Raw genomic sequence first — 22,428 nt, 5'->3', positions numbered from 1 at the left:
ACGTCATCTGGGCACTGCTGCGCGACGGCCGCGAATTCCACCACTCACCGCCGCCCATCAGCCCTACAGCTGCTTGACACGATCATTGAGACTCCTCGTTCCGGTGTCCGGGTCCGAACCTACCCGCGATCATCCCGGTCCACGCGAGTAGCTGCGCCCCTTCCAGGCCGCGCCGCGCCCGCGCCAGTGCCGCACGGCCGAGTCGACGGTCATCAGCAGGTACAGCGTCGCCGTGACCGGCAGCAGCAGCGCCGCGGGCCACGGCTGCCGGTAGTAGCGCAGCATCGGGACGTAGGTGAGGGTCATCACCAGCCACGCGGCGAGGGCGGGGAGGCGTGCGGGGCCGGCGCAGGCGAGGGTCAGGACCGGGGGCGCGAGGAACACCAGCGCGAGTCCGAGCACGGTGCCGGCCAGAAGCGCCGGAGAGTGCCGCAGCTGGGTGTAGGCACTGCGGGCGACCATGTCCCACAGCGAGCGCAGGGACGGGTACGGGCGGACGCTGCGCACGTCGCCGGCCAGGCCGAGCCAGATCCGGCCCCCGGCGCGTTTGAGCAGCCTGCCGAGGGCGACGTCGTCGATCACCGCGTCCCGGATCGCGGCCACTCCCCCGGCCCGCTCCAGCGCGCTGCGCCGGACGAGGCAGCACCCGCCGGCCGCCGCGGCCGTGCGGCCGGGGCCGTTCACCCGGCGGAACGGGTAGAGCATCGCGAAGAAGTACACGAAAGCGGGAACGACCAGCCGCTCCCAGCCGGTGCGGGTGCGCAGGCGCGCCATCTGGGACACGAGATCGCGCTCCCCCACGGCTTCGACCAGCGCGGTGACCGAGTCCGGGCCGTGCGCGATGTCGGCGTCGGTGAACAGCAGGAAGTCCGGCTCGCCGGCCTGCTCGACGCCGTGGGCGAGCGCCCACAGCTTGCCGGTCCAGCCGGGCGGCCGGTCACCCGGTGCGGTGACGGTGAGCCGGCTCCCGCCCAGGGCGCGCGCGACGCCGGCGGTGCCGTCGCCGCTGCCGTCGTCGACGAGGATCAGCCGCAGCGGCCCCGGGTAGCGCTGGGCGAGCAGCGCGGGCAGTGTTTCCGGCAGGATTCCGGCCTCGTCGCGGGCGGGTACGACGACCGCCACGGAGGGCCACGCCGCGGGCGTCCGGCGGGGCGGTAACCGCTGGTCAGTGCACCAGAACCGGGTGGCGGCCAGCCACAGCCAGGCCACCAGCGCGACCACGCCGACGATGATCATGAAGAACAGTTTCCCACCCGGGAATCGTGACGTACCGGATCCGATGGGGTAAGGTCGTTCTTGTCGGGAGTTTTTCGCAGGCTGGCAACCGGGCCGGTTTCGTTCCCTTCGGTTGGCCCTTCGTGGTTGATCCTCCACGAGAGAAGTTTCCTTTTTGACCTCTCCCACTTCCGTCGTCCCGGACCGGAAGAGCCCCAAGCCGTTGCTGTCGGAACAAGCGTCGATGACCGAGATGGTGGTCATCCGGGCGTTCCTGATCATCCCCTTCGTCGCGCTGATCGCGGCCGTTCCCATGTTCTGGGGCTGGGGACTGAGCTGGCTCGACCTCGCCGTCGCCGCCGCTTTCTACACGGTGTCCACTTTGGGCATCACGATCGGCTACCACCGCTACTTCACGCACGGTGCGTTCCGCGCGAACCGTCCACTCCGGATCGCGCTGGCGATCGCGGGGAGCATGGCCGCGCAGGGACCGGTGATCGGCTGGGTCGCCGACCACCGCCGCCACCACGCGTTCTCCGACCGTGCGGGCGATCCGCACTCGCCGTGGCTGTTCGGCACCTCGCCTGCCGCACTGGCCAAGGGTTTCTGGCACGCCCACATGGGCTGGCTGTTCGGCCGGGACCGGACCAATGTGGACCGTTTCGCGCCGGATCTGGCCGCGGACCCCGACATCCGCGCGGTGGACCGGTTGTTCCCGCTCTGGGTTTCGTTGTCCGTGCTGCTGCCGGCGCTGATCGGCGGCTTGGCCACGATGTCCTGGCAGGGCGCGCTCACCGGGTTCCTGTGGGCGGGTCTGGCGCGGGTTTCGTTCCAGCACCACGTGACCTGGTCGGTGAACTCGATCTGCCACATGATCGGCGACCGCCCGTTCGCCAGTCGCGACCGCTCGGCCAACTTCTGGCCGCTGGCGATCCTGTCGATGGGCGAGTCGTGGCACAACTCCCACCACGCCGACCCGACCTGCGCCCGCCACGGCGTGCGCCGCGGGCAGATTGACGTGTCCGCCCGGGTGATCTGGGCGTTCGAACGTCTCGGCTGGGCCTGGCAGGTGCGCTGGCCCACCGAGCAACGGCTGGCCCGGCTGGCCGTGAAGTCGTCCGCACCGTCGAAGGGATCGTCATGACCTGGGCTCGCCACGCTTCCGAACAGCAACCCGAGACCGGCCCGATCGCCGAGGCACGGGCCCGGATGGCGCAGGACGAGGCGATCGCCAACCACCGCGCGGCGCGCACGGTCGCCGACCACGCGTTGGACGTCCACGACTGCCGCGAGCTGCTCGACATGCTCGGGCTCACCACGAAGAGCGCGGCCTCCGCGCTCTGATTGTTAGAGAAAATATCAAGGAGAAACACATGGCACAGGGCACCGTCAAATGGTTCAACGCCGAAAAGGGCTTCGGCTTCATCGCGCAGGAGAGCGGACCGGACGTCTTCGTCCACTACTCGGAGATCGACGGCAACGGCTTCCGCAGCCTTGAAGAGAACCAGCAGGTGACCTTCGAGATCACGCAGGGCGCCAAGGGCCCGCAGGCGAGCCGCGTCAGCATCGTCTGACCCTCGCGCGACTGTTCAACGGGCCGGTTCCCCACGGGGGACCGGCCCGTTGCCGTTCGCGGGCACTCAGAACGAACCAGCGCCGCCTGGCAACCCCGCGCGCGGCCAGGCAGGCGTACCCACCCGCGCGCCGCGAGGGGAGCCACCTGCTGCCACACCCGCAACCCGCCGCGCGGCTCGGCAGGCGCACCAGTCTCCGGCACGCTGCTTGCGCAGCACCGCCCGCCGCACGGCCCACCCCACCGCCCGGCTCAGCAGCCCGCCTCCAGCGGGCTCACCGCCCCTACCGTCAGGCGGCCGTCAGGTCCGGCAGCCCCGCCGGTGTGCCGGCGTCGATCCACTTCGCCAGGCGGTCGCGCGTGAACAGCTCGTCCAGCACCATGAACGCGGCGCCCACCACCCCGGCCTGGTCACCCAGCGACGAGCGCACGATGCGCAGGTCCCGCGTCGCCAGTGGCAGGGACCGTCCGTAGATCACCTCGCGGATCGTGGCGAGCAGGTGGTCGCCCGCGCCGGCCACGCCACCGCCGATCAGCAGCAGCGACGGGTTGAAGAAGCTCACCAGCATCGCCAGCTGGTCGCCGATCAGCCGTCCCGCGCGCTGGATCAGCTCCAGCGCCGCGCGGTCGCCGTTCTGCGCCGCCCACGCCACGTCTTCCGCCGTGACCACGCCGTTCTCCGCGAGGCGCTCGGCCAGGATGGGGCTGCCGCCGTCCTTCGCCGCGGCCTCGCCGTCCCTGGCCAGCGCGGCGCCGCCGGCAAGCGCTTCCAGGCAGCCGACGTTGCCGCACCGGCACACGACCGAGGTGTCGGCGCGCGCCGCCGTGTGCCCGATGTCGCCGGCGCACCCCTGGCTGCCCCGGTGCAGGTGGCCGCCGGAGATGAGCCCGGCGCCGATCCCGGTGCCGATCTTGACGTAGAGGTAGTCCCGCGCCCCGGCCGCCGCGCCCGCCCGGAACTCGCCGAGCGTCATCGCGTTCACCTCGTTGTCCACCCACACCGGCGCGTTGTGCCGCCGGGCGAAGTGGTCGCGCACCGGGTAGCCGTCCCAGCCCGGCATGATCGGCGGGGCGCTGGGCCGCCCGGTGGCGAACTCGACCGGTCCGGGCAGCCCGATGCCCACACCCCACACCTGGGCGTCCGGCCGGCCGGCCAGCAGGTCGTCGAAGAGGGCGCCGACCTGGGCGAGCACGGGTTCCGGCCCGCGGGCGACGTCGGAGGCCTCGGTGCGCTGCGCGAGCAGGTTCCCGGCGAGGTCGGTGAGCCCGGCGCTGATGCTGGTCGCGCCCAGCTCGGCGGTGAGGATCACCCCGGCGCCGGAGCGGAACCGCAGCTCCCGCGGCGCGCGCCCGCCGCTGGAGGGCCCCAGCTCGCCGTCCTCCAGCAGCCCGGCGCGCATCAGGTGGCCAACGCGCTGGCTGATGACGGTCCGCCCGAGGCCCGACCGCCTGCCCAGCTCCGGCCGGGTCCGCGCGGCGCCGGAGCGCACCAGGTCGAGCACCAGGACCAGATCGTCGAGCTGGTCGGACGGGATGGTTGCGGTCACGGGGGTCCCTTCGCTCGCACTACCCGGAAATTCGTACCAGGCCCGGCGCTCAGCCGGGCGTGACCTCCACCCAGTCGCGGCGGGCGGCGGAGTTCAGGACCGCCTCGGTGATGGCCGTCGCGCGGGCGCCGTCGGCCAGCGTCGGGAGGCCGTCGGGCTTTTCGCCGCGCATCGCGGCGTAGGCGTCGGCGATGAAGCCGGTGAAGGAGTCCAGGTAGCCCTGCGGGTGGCCGGCCGGGACGAGGTTGCGGGAGGTCGCGTCGGCGCCGAGGGCGGGGTCGCCGCGGTGCAGGATCCGCGTCTCCTCGCGCCCGCCCATCCACAGGACCTCCGGATCCTGCTGGTCGAACGCGTACTCGGTGTCCGGCGTGTCGATCCGCAGCTGCAGCTGGTTGCGCCGCCCCGGCGAGATCTGGCTGATCACCGCCGACCCGAACACGCCCTGCTCGGTCTCGAACTGCAGCAGCGCCGCGTCCTCGGTGTCGACCTCGACGCCCGCCCGCACCGGCACGACCCGCGGCAGCACCGCGTGCACCCGCGCGATCCGCTGGCCGGTGACGAATTCCGCCAGATCGCACCAGTGCACCCCGATGTCGCCGAACGCGCGCGACGGCCCGCCGAGCCCGGACCGCACGCGCCAGTTCGTGTCGCTGTCGCGGGAGAGCCAGTCCTGCAGGTAGACGCCGTGGATCAGCCGGACCGGCCCGCCGCGCACGCGGTCCCGCACCTCGCGCACCACCGGGTAGAAGCGGTAGGCGAACGGGACGGCGACCACCCGGTCGGTGTCCCGCCACCGCCGCACGAGGTCGGCGACCTCGGCGCTGCTGGTGCCGACCGGCTTCTCCAGCACGACGTGCTTGCCCGCGTCGAGCGCGATGCGGGTCAGCGGTGCGTGCAGGGCGTTCGGGGTGCAGATGTGGACGACGTCGATGTCCGGGGCGGCCGCCAGCTCCTCGGCGCTGTCGACGGCGGTTCGCGCGCCCAGCTCCGCCGCGGCTTCGCGGGAGCGGGCGGGCGTGGACGCCGCCACCGCGGCCAGGTCCTGCCCCAGTGTGTGCACCGCACGGGCGTGCACGGCTCCGATGAACCCGGCGCCGATAATCCCGGCCCGCAACGGCATGCTCACTTCTCCCCCTGTCGACAGGTCTTCTGCACTACTGAAATCATCTAATGCATACCGTGAACAAAAGTCAAGCCGCAAAAAGGGGCGTCGTCCTCGACCAGCCTGGGGGTCACTGGGAGAACGACGCCTCCACCATCATAGCCGCTTCCCGGCGGGGCGTGCAGGGTGAACGGATCCGGACACGAAGAAGGCCGGCGAGCCCCCAGGCCCCGCCGGCCGCGCATCCGCTTCAGCGGATGACGTGGGCCAGAATAGGGGCTGGACACCTCGGTTTGTCAACGGCTCCCGGCTGACTCAGAATGGCTGCCGACCACCGGCCGTCCGCCAAGGCGGACGATCCCTTCGAGCACGAGGAACTCCATGGACCAGGGCGGGCAGGAGGGCGGCTCACTCGCCGCCAAGATCACGCACCTGATCACCACCCTCTACCCCGAGGGCAGGCCCGGGTACGCGAAGCTCGCGGCGCAGATCCGCGAGCGCACGGGGGCGACGCTGTCGAGCACCTACCTGTGGGAGCTGGCCAGCGGCCGCAAGCGCAACCTGACGCAGGACACGCTGGGCACGCTCGCGGCGTTCTTCGGCGTGCCCGCGGAGTACTTCCTGGACGACGCGGTGACCTCCCGTGTCGACGCCCAGCTCGAGCTGGCGCAGGCGCTGCGCAACCACAAGGTCCGGTCCATCGCGCTGCGCGCGGACGGGCTGTCCGACGATACCCTGGACGCGCTGCTGGCCATGGTCACCGAGGCCCGCAAGATCGAGCGGCTCGGGCCGCCTGCCGAGCAGCCGGAGGACGAGCCGGGCGCGTAGACCGGGCAGGCGCCGCGCCGGCTCGCGGACGACGCGCGAGCGGAGGTGACGGCAGCGCGATGGTGACGCGACGCGACCTGCGACGGTGCCAGGCCCTGGTGGCCGACCTGCCGCTGCCCCAGCCGTTTTCGGTGCCCGCGCTGGTGGACGCCCTCGCGGCGCGGCGCGGCCGCCCGATCCACGTGCGCACGCTGCCGCCCGGGTCCGGCAGGTTGGCGTGCGGGGCGTGGATCCGGCTGGCGACGGCGGACGTGATCTACGTCGAGGAGAAGACGAGCCGGGTGCACCGCGACCACATCGTGCTGCACGAGATCGGCCACCTGCTGTGCGACCACAGCGGCACCGGCGGCGGGGCGCACCCGTTGGCGCGGGTGCTGCCGGACCTGTCGCCGGACCTGATCGAGCGGCTGCTGACCCGCACCGGGTACACCACGGAGGAGGAACAGGAGGCCGAGCTGGTCGCGAGCCTCATCCGGACCGCCGCGCAGGCCCGCGCCACCTGGACGACGACCGGAGCACTCCGCGAGTTCGAAACGGCGCTCGGCCTGCGCGGGACGTGGGAGTGACCGGCGCGCGGCCGGGGCCGGTGGGAGCAGGCGGTGTGCTGCGCGGGATTGCCCGGCTCCCGGCGGTTCCGGCAAGCGTGTCTGGCGCCGCGACCGGTCGCGCTACCAGCAACCGCGCCGGTCCCAGCACCGCACCGGATCCGCGCCACTGCCCCGCGCCACGCCGTGGAGGCCATCCGTGAACCCGGCCGTCCTGCAGAGCGCGAGCACCGACCTCCTCGTCGCCGGCACCCTGCTCCTCTGGGTCTCGCTGCTGATCCGCGCCCCGGCCGCCCGGCGCTCGCCTCCGCGGCGGCGCATGCTCATCGCGATCGCCAGCCTCGCCACCTCGATCACGGTCGCCCTCGATCCGGTCACCGGCCTGGTCAACCGCGCGCTCCGGCTCGGCGACACGTGCGGCATCGTGGTCAACGTCTGGGGCGTGGTCAGCTCCGCGCTCATCCTCGACTTCGTCCTCGCCGCCACCTCCCGCCGCCGCCCGCTGCTGGTCTACGGCGCCGCCGCCTTGGTGAGCGCTGCCTTGCTGCTGCTCAACACCGGCGCCACCGCGGCGGCCTGCGTCACCCAGGCGGACGCGCCGTGGTTCGACCTGTTCTGGCTGCTGCTCTGCCTCGCGCACGTGCTGGGCACCGGCCCCGCCGCGGTCCTGTGCGCCCGCTACGGCCGCCGCGCCACGACCCGTCCCCTGCGCGCCGGCCTGTACGTGCTCGCCACCGGCTTCGCGTCCTCGACCGTCTTCTGGGGCCTGGTCGCGCCCGCCTACCTGGTCACGCGCTCACCGTGGGTGGCGGCGACGTTCCCGCTCAACGTCGCGGTCACCGCGTGGGTGATGGCGCTCGGCACGGCCCTGCCGCAACTGCTGCGGCTGCACCGGTCCGTGCACGACCGCCGCACCCTGCGCAGGCTGGAACCGTTGTGGCGGCGGCTGGTCGCGGCGGTGCCGCAGGTCCACCTGCCGGAGAACGGCCGCTGGGCCAGCGACCTGCGGCTGTACCGCCGGGTCATCGAGATCCGCGACGCGGTCCTGGTCCTGCGCGACTACGTCGCCCCGGCCACGCTCGCGGCGGCCCGCGCGCACGCCGGCTCCGAAGCCCTCGCCACGGCCTGCTGGCTCCCGCTGGCCGAAGCTGCCAAACGACGCGGCGCGCACCCGCGCACAGCGCCCCCGCCGGGCGAGGACTGCTCGGGCGACGAGTGGGCCGACGAGGTCGGCTTCGCGCTCACCCTCGCCGAGCACCAGGACTCCGCTCTGGTCCGGTCCTTCCGGCCGGACGCCGAGCTCACTCAGCGGTAGTAGCCCTCCACCGGCACGCGCGCCTCCTCGAACAGGAACGGGCCCTCCTGCGGCACCGGCTTCGCCACGACGGGCGCGGTTGGCTCCTTCAGACTCTCCAGCTGCTCACCGGACAACGCGAACACCACGCGCCCCAGCCCGGACCGCGCCAGCGCGCCCGCGCACATCCCGCACGGCTGGCAACTGGTGTACATCGTGGTGCCGGCCGCCGTCTCCGGGTCCAGCTCACGCGCCGCCCACCGGGCCAGTTTCTGCTCGGGGTGGGCGGAGATGTCCCGGTCGGTGATCGTCGTGTTGCGGTCCTCGGCGAGGATCCGCCCGTCGGGACCGACCAGCAGCGACCCGAACGGCGGGTTGCCCGACGCCCGGGCCTCCCCCGCCAGCTCGATCGCACGCCGCAAATACTTCTCGTCGTCGGACATCAGCCCTCCAGATGGGCGCGGACAGTCGCCAGCGCCTGCCACGCGGCCTGCGGCCGCAACGTTTCCGCCGGGTCACCACTGAACGGGTCGAGCACCACGGTCTCCGCGCCCAGCACCCGCAACTCTTCGAGGTCGGCCACGATCTGCTCGATGGTGCCCTCACCGGCCAGCCGCTCCCCGGTGATCGGCTGGCCGGTCAGGCGCAGCGCGATCCGCGGCACCAGCGACGGCACCGGCTGGCCCGCTTCGTCGGCCAAGGCCTTCAGCTTCCCGGTCGCCGACCGGAACCACTCGGGCGCGAACCGCAGCGGGTGCCACGGCTCACCTCGCCGCACCGCCCGCCGCATCGCCGCGGGGCTGTTCCCGCCGATCCACAACGGGATCTGCGCGGTGCGGTACCCGGGATCGGCCCACGCCTCGCGCAGCGCGTCGAGGTACTCGTCGGTCAGCGCGCCGCGCCGCTCGAACGGCACGCCCAGCGCCGCGAACTCCTGGCGCGCCCAGCCGACCCCGACGCCGAGCACCAGCCGCCCACCGCTGAGGGCGTTCAGGTTCGCCGCCATGCGCGCGGTCAGCAGCGGGTGCCGGTAGGGCAGGACGAGCACCGTGGTGCCGAGCCGGATCCGCTCGGTCACGCCGGCCAGCCAGGACAAGGTCGTGAACGGCTCGTAGAACGGCGCCGGGTACTGCTCCGCCACGTCCGCCGTGATCGCCACGTGGTCGGACACCATCAGCAGGTCGTAACCCAGCCCCTCCACCGTCCGGCCCCAGTCGCGCAGCACGCCCGGATCCGTGCCTGGGCCGAAGTTCGGAACATTCACACCGATTCGCACGGCATCCAGGTTAGGCAGCGATCACCGGCACGCACACCGATTCCTTGCGGTCTTCCCGGCCGTCCACCGTGGATCTCCCGGTATTTTCGGCGTATGACCGAGACTCTCGACGCGACCGACTGGGCGATCCTCACCGAGCTGCAGCGGGACGGCCGGGTGCCGCTGACCGAGCTGGCCCGCCGGGTCAACCTCAGCGCCTCCGCGACGACCGAACGGGTCAAGCGGCTCGAAGCGTCGGGCGTGATCACCGGCTACCGCGCGGAGGTCGACCTCGGCAAGGTCGGGTACCCGGTGCTCGCCGTGGTGCGGCTGAAGTACCCGGGCAGCAGGCACGAGCCGCTGCACCGGCTGCTCGCCGAGCGCTGCGAGATCCTGGAGTGCCTGCGCACCACCGGCGACGACTGCTACACGCTGAAGGTCGCGGCCGCCTCGATGGAGCACCTGGAGGAGGTCGCGGACCAGCTGGCGCAGTTCGGGAGCACGACGACGAGCGTGGTGTACCGGCGGACGCTGCCCGCGCGCGGTCCCGCCGGACCGCCGGCAGTCAGACCAGCGGTCGTCCCGAACGCAGGCGGCGGCGCAGGTCCCAGAGGTAGGCGTTGAACGGGAACTCCCGCAGGAGCTTCGGCGACAGGCGCACCCCCAGTCCGACCGCCGTGAGCACCCGCTCGAACCGGCGCTGGTCGCGTGGCGTCCAGTCGAGCTTCATCTCCTCCCGGAACCGGCCGGGCAGGAACCCGGTGGTGACGAACCGGTTGACCGGCCCCAGCGTGCGGCTGACGAAGCCGGGCAGGAACTTCAGGTCGGCGATGTCGAGCAGGTGCTGCCGCACGGTGTCGTCGATCGAGATCTCGGCCAGCGCCTCGGTCCAGTACTCCTCGAAGGCCCGCCGGTCGGCGGGCCACATGTCCTCCTTGACCTGCAGCGTGGTGCCCAGCCGCGCGGAGCTCCGGTAGATCTCCTCGGTCTGCTCGGGCGTCAGCGGCCCGATGAACGCCTCGTAGACGTCCTCGAACCCGCGGTACAGGCACGCGGCGACCCACAGTTGCAGCTTCGGGTCGAAGGCGTTGTAGGACACCGGGCTGGACGGGGTCGAGCGGACCCGCGCGTGCGAGGCGTTCACGGCCTTGCGGTAGGCCTTGCGCTCCTCGTCGGTGCCCAGCGCGGCCACGGCCAGGTAGGTGACCGTGGTCCGGCTCCGCTTGATCGGGTGCTTGAACAGGTTCCCGCTGTCCACGCGGCTCTCGTACACGCCGTAGCCGACGGCGGGGTGCGCGAGCTGCATGATCACGTTCGCGGCCCCGGCCAGCAGGCCGGCCCCGATCATCGCGTCGTCGAGGCGGGATGCGGCAGCCTGGGCCATCGTCGGCCTCCAATTCTGCTCACGTGTGTTCGCAGATATTGCAGCGCGGCCGGCGCGCACCTGTCAAGATGGGGGTGTGGAATCGACATCGCTGCGCACCTACGGCGGCGTCGCGGGCGAGGACCGGCAGGCCGAGCGCCGCGCGCAGCTCGTCGAGGCCGGCCTGGAACTCCTCGGTGCGCGCGATGGCGACCGGAACCTGACCGTGCGGGGCGTGTGCCGCGAGGCGGGGCTGGCCGCGCGGTACTTCTACGAGAACTTCGCCGACCGGGACGCGCTCGCGGTCGCGGTGTACGACTCCGTGGTCGAGGGCATCGCGGCCACGACCCTGGAGGCCGTCCAGTCCGCGCCCGGCGACGCGCGCGCCAAGACCCACGCCGGGCTGAGCCGCCTGGTCCGCACGATCGCCGAGGATCCACGCAAGGGCTTCCTGCTCTTCTCCCCCAGCCTGAACAACACCGTGCTGGCCGAGCGGCGCGCCGCGTCCGCGCGGTGGTTCGCCGGCCTGCTCGGCCTGCAGGCCCGCGAGTTCTACGGGATGCCTTCCACGGCGCGGCTGGACCTGCTCGCCGAGATGCTGGTCGGCGGGCTGTCCCAAGCACTGACCTCGTGGCTGGACGGCAACCTCGAACTGTCCGAAGAGGACCTGGTGGAGCACTGCACCGAGGTCTTCCTCGCCGTGTCGAAGATCGCCTGAGGCCGTTACCTAACGATCGCTAATGAGCTATCGTCGGGACCGGACCACTGGAGGTGCCGCCGATGACCGCCGTCCGGATCGCGAACTTCTCCGGCTATCTCGGGGACCGCTTCACGGCGATCGACGAGGCGATGAGCGGTGACCCGGTCGACGTCCTGATCGGCGACTACCTCGCCGAGGTCACCCTGGCCGCCCTCGCAACCGGCTACCGGCGCGACCCCGAGCGCGGCTACGTCGAGTACTTCGTCGACCAGATCCGCCCGCACCTGGCCGCGATCGCGCGGCGCGGCGTGAAGGTCGTGACCAACGCGGGCGGCTTCCACCCCGCCGCGCTCGCGGAGAAGCTGCGCAAGGTCGCCGCCGACGAGGGTGTGTCGCTGCGGATCGCGCACGTCGAAGGCGACAACGTGCTGTCCCGGCTGGGCGAGTACGCCGACGCCGGGCACCGGCTGGAGAACCTGGACACCGGCGAGCCGCTGGCGTCCTGGGGGCACGAGCCGCTGGCCGCGAACGCCTACCTGGGCGGCTGGGGCATCGCGGCCGCGCTCGCCGAGGGCGCGGACATCGTGGTGTGTGGTCGCGTCGCGGACGCCTCCCTGGTCACCGGGCCTGCCGCGTGGTGGCACGGCTGGGCGGTCGACGACTGGGACGCGCTCGCCGGCGCGGTCACCGCCGGCCACGTCATCGAGTGCGGTTCGCAGGCCGTGGGCGGCAACTTCTCCGGCTTCACCCGCATCCCGGACATGCTGGTGCCGGGTTTCCCGATCGCCGAGGTCGCCGCGGACGGCAGCAGCGTGATCACCAAGCACGCCGGGCACGGCGGCGCGGTCACCGTCGACACCGTGACGGCGCAACTGGTCTACGAGATCCAGGGCCCGCGTTACCTCAACCCGGACGTCACGGTGCACCTGGACACCGTGCGGCTGACCGCGGCCGGGCCGGACCGGGTCGCGGTCACCGGCGCCACCGGCTCCCCGCCCCCGCCGACGACGAAGGTCGCGGTGTTCGCCGCGATCGGCCACACGCTCGTCAACACCGTCTACGTCACCGCGCCGGACGTGGACGCGAAGGTCGCCCTGCTGCGCGCGCAGATCACGCGGGACCTGCCCGAGGGCGTCGAGCTGGACATCACGCGCCTGGGCACCGCGGCCACCGACCCCGAGACGCAGTGGGACGCGACGGTCGCGTTGCGGGTGATGGCCGTCGCCGCGACCCCGGAGCCGCTGGCGAAGCTGAACCTGCCCGCGCGGCTGGGATCGCTGTACCTGCAGAGCATCCCGGGCTTCTACCACGACGGCGGCGCCGGGCTGACCGGCCGCAGCAGGCCCCGCATCGACTACTGGCCCGCGCTGCTGCCGATGTCGGAGGTGGCGCACCGCGTCGTCCTCGACGACGGCCGCACGCTGCCGATCGGGCCGCCGCCGTCCGCGCCGGTCCAGCCGCAGCCGGTGCACCCCGAACCCGCCGAGCGGCCGCTGCCGGACCGGGTCCGGAAGGCGCCGCTGGGCGCGGTCGCCTACGCCCGCAGCGGCGACAAGGGCGGCAACAGCAACGTCGGGGTGTGGGTGCCGGACGAGCGCGCGTGGCCGTGGCTGCGGCAGGCGCTGTCCACGGCGGAGCTGCGGAAGCTGCTGCCGGAGGCGGCGGAACTGGACATCGTCCGGCACGAGTTCCCGCACCTGCGGGCCGTCCACTTCGTCCTGCGCGGCCTGCTCGGCACCGGCGGGTCGGCGAACCTGCGTGCCGACCAGGTCGGCAAGGCCGTCGGCGAGTACCTGCGCGCCAAGCACGTCCCGATCCCCGAGGAGCTGCTCGACGATGTCGCTCACTGACCGCATCACCGCCGCCGTGGCCGAGCCGGCCACGAGCGACGAGTTCGACCCGCACGCCGAGCTGACCGAGGTGCTGGCCGGGATCGGGATGAGCCCGGCCGACACCGGCGGCGCGATCACGTTCCGCGGGGCGGACCCGGTGGTGCCGAGCACGCTGCGGCTGGGCGGGTCGGCGGCGATCGCGCTGGCCGCGAAGTCCGCCGCGATCGCGAAGCTGTGGCGGTCGCGTGGCGGCGACGGGCAGGACATCGCGGTCGACCTGCGGGTGGCGCCGCACCGGTTGTGCCCGTTCTACGACCGGAAGTGGGAGCTGCTCAACGGTCACCCGGCGAGCGCCCCGGCGAACCCGTCGCAGGCGCTGGGTTTCCGCTTCTACCGCACGGCGGACGACGAGTGGGTGATGCCGCTCAACCCGTACCCGAAGATCAAGCTGGCGGCGCAGAAACTGCTCGGCGTGCCCGACGACACCGAGGCGGTCGCCGCGGCGATCGCGAAGTGGCGGGGCCGGGATCTGGAGAGCGCGGCGGTCACGGCGGGCGCGGTGCTGCCGATGCTGCGCACGCCCGCGGAGCTGATGGCCGAGCCGCACTACCGCGAGGTGCTGGCGGACCTGCCACTGGTGGAGGTCACGAAGATCGGCGACAGCGCGCCGGAACCGCTCGGCCCGGCGAAGGACCCGCTGGCCGGGGTGCGGGCGCTCGGGATGGGGCACGTCATCGCGGGCGCCGGGGTGGGCCGGGCGCTCGCGCTGCACGGCGCGGACGTGCTGAACGTGTGGCGCCCCAACGAACTCGAGCACGACGTCACCTACATCACGGCGAACGTGGGGGTGCGGTCGGCGACGGTCAGCCCGTACGAAGCAGAAGGCGCCGGGCTGTTGCGGTCGCTGCTGCGGGACGCGGACGTCTTCTACGCCAACCGGCGGCCGGGCTACCTGGCCAAGATCGGGTTCTCGGCGGAGGAGGCCGCGGCGGTGCGGCCCGGCATCATCCACGCGACCGCGTCGCTGAACGGGGAACAGGGCCCGTGGGCGGACCGCGTGGGGTTCGACCAGAGCGCGGGCAGCCTGGTCGGGATGATGCACCTGGAGGGCGACGGGGTGCGGCCCGCGCTGCCGCCGATCCTGGTGGTCAACGACTACATCGTGTCGTGGCTGCTGGCGGCGGGGATCGTGGAGGCGCTGACGCGGCGCGCCCGGGACGGCGGCAGCTACCGGGTGCACGTGTCCCTGACGCGGGCCGCGCTGTGGATCCTGAGCCTGGGCGTGTTCGACAAGGCGTACGCGACGGAGACCGCGGGCCGCGGGGAGGAGCACGCGTACCTGGACCCGGAGACGTTCACCGCCGAGACGCCGCTCGGGCACTACCAGGGCGTCACCGACCAGGTCCACATGTCCGCGACGCCGGGCCACTACCGGACGGTGCTGGTGCCGCGCGGTTCGTCACGGGCGGAGTGGCTGGGGTAGCACCACTGGTCCACATCGAACGAGGAGGAGGCCGGCGATGACCGGATACTGGCTGCGCCGGATCGAGCGGTGCGACCCCGAGCGGGACCACCAGGAGATCTACCGCATCTCCATCGGCTTCGAGTTCCCCTGGGACTACCAGCGGGCGCTGGAGTTCGCCCTGTTCCGCACGTACTGCGTGCCGAGCATATCGCGGTTGCTCGCCGCGACGGGCGAATTCGAGAAGCGGCCGCAGAAGCGCTACGACGACACCGCCCTGCTGATGGCGGAGCTGGCCGAGAACGGGTACGACTCGCCGCGCGGGCGGGAGGCGCTCAGCACGGTCAACCGGATGCACGGCCGGTACCGCATCAGCAACGACGACATGCTGTACGTGCTGTCGACGTTCGTCTACGACCCGATCGACTGGATCGACGAGTTCGGCTGGCGGCCGCTGCACGAGAACGAGCGCCAGGCGGCCTACTTCTACTTCCGGGAAGTCGGCCGCCGCATGGGCATCAAGGACGTCCCCGGCGACTACGATTCCTTCCGGAAGTTCAAGGACGCCTACGAAGAGGCGAACTTCGTGTACTCGGCGGACAACAACCGGATCGGCCGGTACACATTGGACCTGTTCTGCGCGTGGTACCCGAAACCGCTGCGGCCCGCGGTCGCGATGGGCGCCAAGAGCCTGCTCGACGACCGGATGCTGGCGGCGTTCGGGTTCCGGCCGAGCCCGGCGTGGGTGGGGCGCGCGGCACGGGCCGGCCTGCACGCGCGATCAGCGGTGGTGCGGCTGCTGCCGCCGCGGCGGAAGTCGAAGCTGCTGAACTCGAAGGTGCGCAGCTACCCCGGCTACCCGAAGGGGTACTCGCCATCGGACCTCGGCGCGCCGGAGCCGCCGGCCGATATCGACCCATCCTTGCTGCGGCGGCGACCGCGCTGATTCCGATATGGGCTCCGGAAGCTGTCCCCACTCCCGAACAGCGCCTCGATCTCGTGGGCGAACCGGTCGGGCGGCACGCGGCGCTTCAGCTTCAGCGTGGGGAGCGCTACGCGGGTGGTTGCGGGACGGCGCGGCCGCACCCCTGTGGTCGCGCCGTCCCGGGTCTACTTGGTCGCCGCCTCGAAGAACCACGCGACCGTCAGCGCGCCCGGGTCCGTGACGCCCCGCGCGTGCTCGCCGACGTAGCTCGCCCGGCCGCGCTTCGCCAGCAAGGCCTCCGTCGAGCGGGCTCCGGCGTCGGCCGCGGCGGCGGCGTCCTTCAGCGCGGTTTCCACGTCGGCGCCCCGCTCGGCCGCGGCGGCCAGTGCCTCCGCCGCCGGCACCATCGCGTCGACCATCGTCTTGTGGCCCACCTCCGCGCCACCCAGACGACGGACCGTCGCTTCCGCTTCGCCCGCGGCGCGCGCCAGGCTCCGCGCCGACACCTCGTCCCCGAGGCCCTTCGCGAACTCGCGGAACCACATCCCGAACAGCGGGCCGCTGGTGCCGCCCGTGTGCAGGAATGCGTTCGACACCGCGGTGAACACCTCACCCGGGGTGCGCGGGTCGTCCGCGGTCAGGTTCGCCCGCACCTTCGCCAGCGCGGACCGGAGGTTGGTGCCGTAGTCGCCGTCACCGGCGCGCCGGTCCAGCTCCGTCAGCTCGGCGCCACGCTCGTCGATGACGGCGGCGAACCGCTCGATCCAGGCACGAGTGTCCACAATGGTCTCCTTCACCACGTCAGGGCCGGCGTGCGGACCGGCGCGTCCCACAGGGCCAGCAGTTCGTCGTCGGCGCGCAGCAGCGTGATCGAGCAGCCCCGCATGTCCAGCGCGGTCACGTACGAGCCCACCAGCGCGCGCCCGATGCGCACCCCCAGCCCGTCCAGGAACCCGCCCAGCTCGCGGTGCACCACCGACAACTCCAGACCGTGCGTCGCCCCGAGGCCGTTGACGATCGCGATCACCTCGTCGCCCCGGTCCAGGCCGAGCGCGGCCACCAGCGGCTTCGTCAGATCGCCCACCAGCTCCCGCACCGGCGCGAACGGGCGCCGCCCGACGCCGTGCTCGCCGTGGATGCCGACCCCGAACTCGATCTCGCCGTCGGGCAGGTCGAACGACGGCCGGTCCTGTCCCGGCTGCGTGCACGCCTCCAGAGCCAGCGCCAGCGTGCGCGCCGACGACACGATCCGCTCCCCCAGCGCGGCCAGCTCGTCCAGCGACGCGCCGTTCTCCGCGGCCGCGCCGCAGATCTTCTCCACCGCGACGACCGCCGCCGTGCCGCGACGGCCCGGCGCGCCGTCCTCCTGGCCGTCGGTGGCGAGGTCGTCGTCGACCAGGACGGTGCGGGTCTCGATGCCGTCGTCGGCGGCCAGCTCGGCGGCGATGCGGAAGTTCAGCACGTCACCGGTGTAGTTCTTGACGATCAGCAGCACCCCGCGGCCGCGGTCGGCGGCGGCGATGGCGGCGCGGATCTGGAACGCGGTCGGGCTGGCGAACACCGCGCCCGGCACGGCGGCGTCCAGCATGCCGCTGCCGACGAAACCGGTGTGCAGCGGCTCGTGCCCGGAGCCACCGCCGGAGACCAGCGCGACCTTGTCCGCCTGCCGCGCGCGGACCACGTACGCCGGGTCCTCGTGGTAGCGGACGAGGTCCGGGTGCGCGCGTTGGAGCCCCTCGAGGGCCTCCCGGACGAAGTCGTCCGGATCGTTCACGAGCTGGCGTGCCGCCATGCCACCCCTCCGTCATCGTCGACTGTCATTCGACATTATCGAATGTCTTCCGAAGATAGAACGACGCGGGACTGTTGTAAAGTGCGGCTGGCAGGAGGGTGCGCCGATGATCCAGTCCGTCGACCGGGCGGTCCGCGTGCTCGGCGTGCTGCAGGCGGAACGGCGGCTGAGCCTGTCCGAGATCGCCGCCCGGCTCGCGCTGGCGCCGTCCACAGTGCACGGCATCATCAAGACCCTGCAGGCCCACGGTCTGGTGCTGCAGGACCGCGACTCCGCCCGCTACCGGCTCGGGCCGGCGGTGCTCAAGCTGGGCAACGTCTACCTCGACACCCTCGAACTGCGGTCCCGCGCGCTCACCTGGGCGGCGGAGCTGGCGCGCACGACCGGCTGCGCGGTGCGGACCGGGGTGCTGCTGCCGGGCGAGGTGATGATCGTGCACCACGAGCCGCGTCCGGACGGGTCCCGCCAGATGCCGGAGGTCGGGATCGTCATCCCGGCGCACGCGAGCGCGCTGGGCAAGGCGATGCTGGCGTGGTCGCCCGGCCTGGCGCCGGAGCCGCTGCGCAGCATGACCCGGGACACCATCACCGACCCGGCGGAACTGGCCGCGCACCTGGAGCAGGTGCGCGGCGAGGCGCTGGCGACCGAGGTGGAGGAGGCGGTGATCGGCGAATGCTGCGTGGCCGCGCCCATCTTCGATGCCGGGCAGGACATCGCCGGGGCGATCGGCGTGGTGGTGCCGATGACGGACTGGCCGGCCGAAGCCGCCGTACCAGGCGCGGTGCGCGAGGCGGCCCGCGCGATCTCCCGCGAGCTGGGCGCGCCGTCCTGGCCCCCGGCGGGGTGAAGGCGCCATGACCTGGACGGGCGAGCTGCTGCGGATCTTCACCGCCGAGACCGCCGGGGCCGCGATGGTGGAACTGGACGAGGCGGTCCTCGTCGCGGGCCACGGCATCGAGGGCGACCGGTACGCCACCGGCCGCGGCCTCTACTCGACGCGCCCGCACGAGGACCGGCAGGTCACCCTGATCGAGGAGGAGACGCTGGTCGCCCTCGCCCGTGACCACGAGCTCACCCTCGAACCCGGGGAGACTCGCCGCAACCTGCTCACCCGCGATGTGCCGCTGAACCACTTGGTGGGCAAGCACTTCCGCGTGGGCGGCACCGTGCTGTTCGGCGGACGGCTCAACGTGCCGTGCCGCTACCTGGAGAACCTGCTCGGCAAGCCGGTGTTCGCACCGCTGGCGAACCGGTCCGGGCTCAACTGCCGCATCGTCACCGGCGGCACGATCCGGCCAGGCGACCGCATCCTGCCCGCATGATCGCGTCCCCGCCGGGTACCCGGCCGACATGACGACCTCACCGTTCGAACCCGACCCGTACCTGGGCGAAGAGCGCATCGCCGCCGCGGATGCCGGTCCCGGCGCGCCCGAGCCGGCGCCCGGGTTCGGGCCCCGCGGCGGCAACGAAGAAGACGAGCACCGCGGCGAAACGGCGGACCAGGAGCGCGAAGACTCCTGATCCGCCGTCCGCCAGCGGAATCAGTACGGGCAGGTCGACCGGTACTCCTCGATCGCCAGGCCGCTCGGGTTCGGGCAGAGGAACTGGTCGTAACGCGTGTCGTTGTCGATGAACCGCTTGAACCACGAAATCATGTACTTCGCCATCGTGGTGTTGGACGTGTTCGGGAAGAAGTGCGACGCGTTGTTCAGCTCCATGTACGCCTTGTCCAGCGAGCTGGGCAGCGACGTGTAGAACGGCTCGGAGTGCGTGGCGACCGGCGCGACCGAGTCGGACTCGCCGCCGATGATGAACGTCGGCACCTGCACGCTGGAGAAGTTCTTCCGCAGGTTCCACGGCGCGAGCGGGACGGCCGCCTGCAGGCTGGGCCGTTCGTCGGCCGCCTCCAGGGTGCCGCCACCACCCATCGAGTGGCCCGCGACGCCCAGACGGCTGCTGTCGATGCGGCTGCGCACCGTGCTGCGCTGCGTGAGGTAGTCCAGCGCGGCGAGCAGCTGGTCACCCCGGCTGGACGGCTGGTCGTAGCGGGTGATCGTGTCGATGGTGAACACGACGAACCCCTGCGAGGCCAGGCGCGGCCCGATCCAGGCGATGCTGGACTGGTCCGCCGTGTACCCCGGCGAGATCGCGACCGCGCCGAACGTGCCCTGGCTGGTGTCGGTCGGGTAGTAGATGGTGCCCCCGCCGAAGCCGCTGACGGCCAGCGACGAAACCGTGGTCTGCGAGACGGCGAACGGGCCACGGCTGGCCTCGATGCTCGTCTCGGTGGGGTCGGGCCCGCGCTCGTACGGGTTGTCGGCGGCCTGGGCGGAGGCGGTCGCGGTGGCGGTGCCCGCGACCAGGGCCAGCGCCGTGACCAGCCGGGCCAGGTGTCTTGGTGAACGTGCCATGCGTTCGAACTCCCTTTCCGTGAGAGGGGAACCAGGGAACTCTGGCAAAGGCCGCCAACCACGCGCATCGGTGAAATCGCCAGTCAGCGGAAGCGGGCGGCCAGCTCCACGCGGGACCGGATGCCGAGGCGCGCGAAGATGTTGCGCAGGTGGTGGTCGACCGTGCGGTGGCTGATCACCAGCTGCGCCGCGATCTCCCGGTTGGTCGCGCCCTCGGCGACCAGCCGGGCGATCTGCAGTTGCTGCGGCGTCAGGTCCGCCGGCTTGGCGCAGCCCGGCACCGACTCCCCCGCCGCCCGCAGCTCAGCCGTCGTGCGCTCGGCCCACCGCGGCGCGTCGTAGCGCTGGAAGATCTTCAACGCGTCCCGCAGCAGCTCCCGCGCGGCCCGCGCCTTGCGGTTGCGGCGCAGCCGGTGTGCGTAGAACAGCTCGGTCTTGGCCAGTTCCAGCGCGGTCTGGCTGGCGCGGTGCAGCTCGATCGCGGTCTCGAAGTGCTCGTCGGCGTCCGGTTCGCCGAGCAGCGCGCGGCAGCGGTGCGACAGGGCCATCCGGACGTCGCTGCCGGTGCTGCGGGCCCAGTCCTCGTACGGGGCCAGCGCCTTGGCTGCCTTCACGGTCTGCCCGCAGCGGGCGGCGGCCTCGACGAAGTGCGGCGTCGCCATCGCCCGGATCCCCGGGTGCACCCGGCCGGTGCCGGCCGCCATCAGGCGGAACCGGTCCAGCGCGTCCTCCGGCCGGTCCTCCGCGAGGTCGACACACGCCGAAGCCCACGTGCTCAGCGCGCCGGGCCGCCCGAGCCCGCGGGTGGCGACCTCGTGCCCGGCCGTGTCCAGCCGCGCCTGCGCGGTCTCCCGGTCGCCGCGCAGGGACGCCTCCAGCGCGAGGATCGTCAGGTGGTCGACCGCCGAGTTCGGCTGGCCGATCGTGCGTGCCATCCGCAGCCCCTCCAGCGCGCTGGACAGCGCCGCCGAATGCCGGTCCAGCAGCAGCTCCGACACCGCCACGTACACCAGCGCCCATGGCACGACCGCGGTGGTGCCGCGGCTGCCCGCCGAGGTGACCGCGCCGACGGCCAGTTCGTGTGCGCGAGCGGCGTCGCCGAGCGTGTAGGCGGCCTGGCTCGCCCAGATCTTCGCCACCGGCTCGTCCAGCACCCCGCCGAGCCCGACGACCCGGCGCAGCGGTGCGGCCGCGCGGTCGTGCCGTCCGCGGAAGGCGTCGCTCATGCCGGCGAAGTGGTCCAGGATCAGCCGGGTGCGTGGCGAGTCGTCGGGGCGGCGCAGCTGCTGCGCGCGGTCGGCGATCGCGTAGTACCGCACGTAGTCGCCGGCCAGGCAGCTCGCCTCGCCGGCCAGCATCAGCGCGGTGAGGGCGTGGTCGCGCTGGGCCCCGGCGAGCTGGTTCGCCGCGACGAGCAACGTCTGGCTGGCCACCGCGGGCATGCCCTCGCGCATTTCGAGGCTGCCCTGGAGCAGGTCGGCCACGCCGCGCACGGACGTGCCCCGCGCCAGCGGACGGGCCTGGCGCAGCAGCGCCCGCGCCCGCCGGGGCCGCCCGGCCAGCCAGAACTCCGACGCCGACTCCAGCAGCTCGCCCGCCAGCCGCGGGTCCGCGCCCCCGGCGAGCGCGGCCCGGTGCCAGGTGCAGCGCAGCCGGTGCCGGTCCGGGTCCAGCACGGACAGCAGCAGGGTGTGGGTGGCGCGCCGGTCGGCCAGTGGCGCCTCCTCGCGGATCAATGCCTGCAGCAGCGGGCTGGCGGTGAGGACGTGATCGCCGTCCAGGCGGACGAACCCGGCCGTCCGGGCCTCCTCCAGCGCGCGGAGGTCCACTCCGGACCGTTCGGTGGCGCGCACCAGGGTGTCCACGTCCAGCCAGTCGTCGAGCGCCGCCATCAGGGCGATCTCGCGGGCGCCGCGATCCAGCGCGGCGAGCCGCTCGCGGACGGCGCGGCGCAGGCGGCTGTGCGGCGGGATCCGTCCCTCGGCGGCCAGCTCGGTGAGGGCGAGCGGGTTGCCGGAGGCCAGGTCGAGCAGGTCCGGGACGGGTTCGGGGACGCCGTGGTCGGCGAGCACCTGGGCGCTGTCCTCCGCGCCGAGCGGTTCGAGCCACACCGCGGGGACTCCGTCGAGCGGCGTCCCGGCCGTGAACACCACGAGCACACCGGCGCCGGACAGCCGGCGGGCCGCGAAGGCCAGCGCCTCGCGTGATTCGGGGTCGAGCAGGTCGGCGTCGTCGACCAGGCACAACAACGGCGCGGCTGCGGTCAGGGCCGCGTGCACGGCGCGGCCGAGCGCGAGCGGCTCCGCGGGGAGATCGGTCAGTTCCGGCAGGAGCTGGAGCAGGCCGCAGTGGGCGAGGTGCCGTTCGGCCGCCACGCCCCTGGCCTCGCGGACGCCGAACCCGGCCGCCTCGGCCCTGGCCGCGGCGAGCAACGCCGTCCGGCCCGAACCCGGCTCACCGAGCACGACGAAACCGCCGCCGCGGCCGTCCCGGGCGTCCCCGAGCGCGCGGCGGAGCACCGTCAGCTCACGATCGCGACCACGCAGAACCACCTGGTCAACGGCGCCCATGGCGTCATCGTGCC

24 protein-coding genes are annotated in these 22,428 nt (G+C 72.9%); 14 read left to right on the top strand and 10 right to left on the bottom strand.

What is annotated here, in order from left to right; genetic code table 11:
* Positions 1-129 precede the first annotated feature (129 nt).
* The gene (locus tag ABZ215_RS18015) at positions 130-1,236 is read right to left on the bottom strand and encodes a glycosyltransferase (protein WP_354950341.1); all 1,107 of its coding nucleotides are present in this window, start codon (positions 1,234-1,236) and stop codon (positions 130-132) included.
* 223 nt (positions 1,237-1,459) lie between these two features.
* Here ABZ215_RS18015 and ABZ215_RS18010 point away from each other — a divergent pair, with 223 nt between their 5' ends.
* The 3 genes from ABZ215_RS18010 to ABZ215_RS18000 are packed head-to-tail and all read left to right on the top strand — an operon-like array spanning position 1,460 to position 2,789.
* Positions 1,460-2,359, top strand: coding sequence for an acyl-CoA desaturase (locus ABZ215_RS18010; RefSeq protein ID WP_354950340.1), 900 nt, complete (start codon positions 1,460-1,462; stop codon positions 2,357-2,359).
* Entirely contained in the window at positions 2,356-2,559 is a 204-nt protein-coding gene (locus ABZ215_RS18005) for a hypothetical protein (RefSeq protein WP_020421348.1), read from the top strand. Before ABZ215_RS18010 ends, ABZ215_RS18005 begins: the two co-directional genes overlap by 4 nt.
* Positions 2,560-2,588: 29 nt before the next feature.
* Complete coding sequence (locus ABZ215_RS18000; RefSeq protein ID WP_020421349.1) at positions 2,589-2,789, top strand: cold-shock protein; 201 nt, start codon at positions 2,589-2,591, stop codon at positions 2,787-2,789.
* Between the two features lie 289 nt (positions 2,790-3,078).
* On the opposite strand, the gene ABZ215_RS17995 is transcribed toward ABZ215_RS18000, so the two are convergent.
* Both ABZ215_RS17995 and ABZ215_RS17990 read right to left on the bottom strand, forming a co-directional pair.
* Positions 3,079-4,335: an ROK family protein gene (locus ABZ215_RS17995; RefSeq protein ID WP_354710865.1), complete on the bottom strand. Its 1,257-nt coding sequence runs from the start codon at positions 4,333-4,335 to the stop codon at positions 3,079-3,081.
* A gap of 49 nt (positions 4,336-4,384) precedes the next feature.
* Positions 4,385-5,455 carry a Gfo/Idh/MocA family oxidoreductase gene (locus tag ABZ215_RS17990; RefSeq protein WP_354950339.1) on the bottom strand — a complete coding sequence of 357 codons (1,071 nt, stop codon included), beginning with the start codon at positions 5,453-5,455 and terminating at the stop codon, positions 4,385-4,387.
* A 363-nt stretch (positions 5,456-5,818) separates the two neighbouring features.
* Here ABZ215_RS17990 and ABZ215_RS17985 point away from each other — a divergent pair, with 363 nt between their 5' ends.
* From ABZ215_RS17985 to ABZ215_RS17975, 3 genes are all read left to right on the top strand, one after another.
* Complete coding sequence (locus ABZ215_RS17985; RefSeq protein WP_020421352.1) at positions 5,819-6,265, top strand: hypothetical protein; 447 nt, start codon at positions 5,819-5,821, stop codon at positions 6,263-6,265.
* 59 nt (positions 6,266-6,324) lie between these two features.
* Positions 6,325-6,831: a hypothetical protein gene (locus ABZ215_RS17980; protein ID WP_020421353.1), complete on the top strand. Its 507-nt coding sequence runs from the start codon at positions 6,325-6,327 to the stop codon at positions 6,829-6,831.
* A gap of 178 nt (positions 6,832-7,009) precedes the next feature.
* Positions 7,010-8,125: an MAB_1171c family putative transporter gene (locus ABZ215_RS17975; protein ID WP_020421354.1), complete on the top strand. Its 1,116-nt coding sequence runs from the start codon at positions 7,010-7,012 to the stop codon at positions 8,123-8,125.
* Here the strand turns inward: ABZ215_RS17975 and ABZ215_RS17970 are convergent.
* Positions 8,116-8,550, bottom strand: a complete 435-nt coding sequence (locus ABZ215_RS17970) for a nucleoside deaminase (protein ID WP_237337205.1) — start codon at positions 8,548-8,550, stop codon at positions 8,116-8,118. The two genes, ABZ215_RS17975 and ABZ215_RS17970, sit on opposite strands and share 10 nt — an antisense overlap.
* Positions 8,547-9,380 (bottom strand): LLM class flavin-dependent oxidoreductase, encoded by an 834-nt coding sequence (locus ABZ215_RS17965; protein ID WP_354950338.1) that lies wholly within the window; start codon positions 9,378-9,380, stop codon positions 8,547-8,549. Before ABZ215_RS17965 ends, ABZ215_RS17970 begins: the two co-directional genes overlap by 4 nt.
* 93 nt (positions 9,381-9,473) lie before the next feature.
* Here ABZ215_RS17965 and ABZ215_RS17960 point away from each other — a divergent pair, with 93 nt between their 5' ends.
* Positions 9,474-9,983 (top strand): Lrp/AsnC family transcriptional regulator, encoded by a 510-nt coding sequence (locus ABZ215_RS17960; protein ID WP_020421357.1) that lies wholly within the window; start codon positions 9,474-9,476, stop codon positions 9,981-9,983.
* Here the strand turns inward: ABZ215_RS17960 and ABZ215_RS17955 are convergent.
* Entirely contained in the window at positions 9,925-10,743 is an 819-nt protein-coding gene (locus ABZ215_RS17955; protein WP_354950337.1) for an oxygenase MpaB family protein, read from the bottom strand. The genes ABZ215_RS17960 and ABZ215_RS17955 overlap by 59 nt on opposite strands.
* Positions 10,744-10,819: 76 nt before the next feature.
* On the opposite strand from ABZ215_RS17955, the gene ABZ215_RS17950 reads away from it, so the two are divergent.
* The 4 genes from ABZ215_RS17950 (at position 10,820) to ABZ215_RS17935 (ending at position 15,662) form a co-directional block, all read left to right on the top strand.
* Complete coding sequence (locus ABZ215_RS17950; RefSeq protein WP_354710859.1) at positions 10,820-11,440, top strand: TetR/AcrR family transcriptional regulator; 621 nt, start codon at positions 10,820-10,822, stop codon at positions 11,438-11,440.
* Positions 11,441-11,502: 62 nt separating this feature from the next.
* The gene (locus tag ABZ215_RS17945; protein ID WP_354950336.1) at positions 11,503-13,272 is read left to right on the top strand and encodes an acyclic terpene utilization AtuA family protein; all 1,770 of its coding nucleotides are present in this window, start codon (positions 11,503-11,505) and stop codon (positions 13,270-13,272) included.
* A complete protein-coding gene (locus ABZ215_RS17940; RefSeq protein ID WP_354950335.1) occupies positions 13,259-14,737 on the top strand; it encodes a CoA transferase in 1,479 nt (492 codons plus the stop codon). The genes ABZ215_RS17945 and ABZ215_RS17940 overlap by 14 nt, the downstream gene beginning before the upstream one ends.
* A gap of 37 nt (positions 14,738-14,774) precedes the next feature.
* Entirely contained in the window at positions 14,775-15,662 is an 888-nt protein-coding gene (locus ABZ215_RS17935) for an oxygenase MpaB family protein (RefSeq protein WP_354950334.1), read from the top strand.
* Between the two features lie 164 nt (positions 15,663-15,826).
* Here ABZ215_RS17935 and dhaL read toward each other — a convergent pair whose 3' ends face one another.
* Both dhaL and ABZ215_RS17925 read right to left on the bottom strand, forming a co-directional pair.
* A complete protein-coding gene (dhaL, locus tag ABZ215_RS17930) occupies positions 15,827-16,423 on the bottom strand; it encodes a dihydroxyacetone kinase subunit DhaL (protein ID WP_084506189.1) in 597 nt (198 codons plus the stop codon).
* A gap of 11 nt (positions 16,424-16,434) precedes the next feature.
* Entirely contained in the window at positions 16,435-17,433 is a 999-nt protein-coding gene (locus ABZ215_RS17925) for a dihydroxyacetone kinase subunit DhaK (protein ID WP_020421364.1), read from the bottom strand.
* Positions 17,434-17,539: 106 nt separating this feature from the next.
* Between ABZ215_RS17925 and ABZ215_RS17920 the strand changes: the two genes are divergently transcribed.
* The 3 genes from ABZ215_RS17920 to ABZ215_RS17910 are packed head-to-tail and all read left to right on the top strand — an operon-like array spanning position 17,540 to position 18,954.
* Positions 17,540-18,280: an IclR family transcriptional regulator gene (locus tag ABZ215_RS17920; protein WP_354950333.1), complete on the top strand. Its 741-nt coding sequence runs from the start codon at positions 17,540-17,542 to the stop codon at positions 18,278-18,280.
* A gap of 7 nt (positions 18,281-18,287) precedes the next feature.
* On the top strand, positions 18,288-18,755 hold the full coding sequence (locus tag ABZ215_RS17915) for an MOSC domain-containing protein (protein ID WP_354950332.1): 468 nt from the start codon (positions 18,288-18,290) through the stop codon (positions 18,753-18,755).
* 28 nt (positions 18,756-18,783) lie between these two features.
* On the top strand, positions 18,784-18,954 hold the full coding sequence (locus ABZ215_RS17910) for a hypothetical protein (protein ID WP_237337173.1): 171 nt from the start codon (positions 18,784-18,786) through the stop codon (positions 18,952-18,954).
* Between the two features lie 20 nt (positions 18,955-18,974).
* Here ABZ215_RS17910 and ABZ215_RS17905 read toward each other — a convergent pair whose 3' ends face one another.
* Together ABZ215_RS17905 and ABZ215_RS17900 are read right to left on the bottom strand one after the other, a co-directional pair.
* The gene (locus ABZ215_RS17905; RefSeq protein ID WP_354950331.1) at positions 18,975-19,844 is read right to left on the bottom strand and encodes a dienelactone hydrolase family protein; all 870 of its coding nucleotides are present in this window, start codon (positions 19,842-19,844) and stop codon (positions 18,975-18,977) included.
* 83 nt (positions 19,845-19,927) lie between these two features.
* The gene (locus tag ABZ215_RS17900; RefSeq protein ID WP_354950330.1) at positions 19,928-22,414 is read right to left on the bottom strand and encodes a LuxR C-terminal-related transcriptional regulator; all 2,487 of its coding nucleotides are present in this window, start codon (positions 22,412-22,414) and stop codon (positions 19,928-19,930) included.
* Positions 22,415-22,428: the final 14 nt, after the last annotated feature.

Origin of the sequence: Amycolatopsis sp. NPDC006131, assembly GCF_040614175.1 — a bacterium.
In the GTDB taxonomy this organism is placed as follows: Bacteria; Actinomycetota; Actinomycetes; order Mycobacteriales; family Pseudonocardiaceae; genus Amycolatopsis_E; species Amycolatopsis_E tucumanensis.
Note: the sequence above shows the minus strand (reverse complement) of the source record. Positions and strands in the feature narration are given on the sequence as shown.

Bases quoted from the DNA above. Each gene is read 5' to 3' on its own strand.
- ABZ215_RS17920 (WP_354950333.1), top strand. From the start codon at position 17,540: ATGATCCAGTCCGTCGACCGGGCGGTCCGCGTGCTCGGCGTGCTGCAG.
- ABZ215_RS18000 (WP_020421349.1), top strand. From the start codon at position 2,589: ATGGCACAGGGCACCGTCAAATGGTTCAACGCCGAAAAGGGCTTCGGC.
- ABZ215_RS17985 (WP_020421352.1), top strand. From the start codon at position 5,819: ATGGACCAGGGCGGGCAGGAGGGCGGCTCACTCGCCGCCAAGATCACG.
- ABZ215_RS17925 (WP_020421364.1), bottom strand. From the start codon at position 17,433: ATGGCGGCACGCCAGCTCGTGAACGATCCGGACGACTTCGTCCGGGAG.
- ABZ215_RS17980 (WP_020421353.1), top strand. From the start codon at position 6,325: ATGGTGACGCGACGCGACCTGCGACGGTGCCAGGCCCTGGTGGCCGAC.
- ABZ215_RS17945 (WP_354950336.1), top strand. From the start codon at position 11,503: ATGACCGCCGTCCGGATCGCGAACTTCTCCGGCTATCTCGGGGACCGC.
- ABZ215_RS17915 (WP_354950332.1), top strand. From the start codon at position 18,288: ATGACCTGGACGGGCGAGCTGCTGCGGATCTTCACCGCCGAGACCGCC.
- ABZ215_RS17940 (WP_354950335.1), top strand. From the start codon at position 13,259: ATGTCGCTCACTGACCGCATCACCGCCGCCGTGGCCGAGCCGGCCACG.
- ABZ215_RS17910 (WP_237337173.1), top strand. From the start codon at position 18,784: ATGACGACCTCACCGTTCGAACCCGACCCGTACCTGGGCGAAGAGCGC.
- ABZ215_RS17960 (WP_020421357.1), top strand. From the start codon at position 9,474: ATGACCGAGACTCTCGACGCGACCGACTGGGCGATCCTCACCGAGCTG.
- ABZ215_RS17935 (WP_354950334.1), top strand. From the start codon at position 14,775: ATGACCGGATACTGGCTGCGCCGGATCGAGCGGTGCGACCCCGAGCGG.
- ABZ215_RS18010 (WP_354950340.1), top strand. From the start codon at position 1,460: ATGACCGAGATGGTGGTCATCCGGGCGTTCCTGATCATCCCCTTCGTC.
- ABZ215_RS17990 (WP_354950339.1), bottom strand. From the start codon at position 5,455: ATGCCGTTGCGGGCCGGGATTATCGGCGCCGGGTTCATCGGAGCCGTG.
- ABZ215_RS17900 (WP_354950330.1), bottom strand. From the start codon at position 22,414: ATGGGCGCCGTTGACCAGGTGGTTCTGCGTGGTCGCGATCGTGAGCTG.
- ABZ215_RS17955 (WP_354950337.1), bottom strand. From the start codon at position 10,743: ATGGCCCAGGCTGCCGCATCCCGCCTCGACGACGCGATGATCGGGGCC.
- ABZ215_RS18005 (WP_020421348.1), top strand. From the start codon at position 2,356: ATGACCTGGGCTCGCCACGCTTCCGAACAGCAACCCGAGACCGGCCCG.
- ABZ215_RS18015 (WP_354950341.1), bottom strand. From the start codon at position 1,236: ATGATCATCGTCGGCGTGGTCGCGCTGGTGGCCTGGCTGTGGCTGGCC.
- ABZ215_RS17905 (WP_354950331.1), bottom strand. From the start codon at position 19,844: ATGGCACGTTCACCAAGACACCTGGCCCGGCTGGTCACGGCGCTGGCC.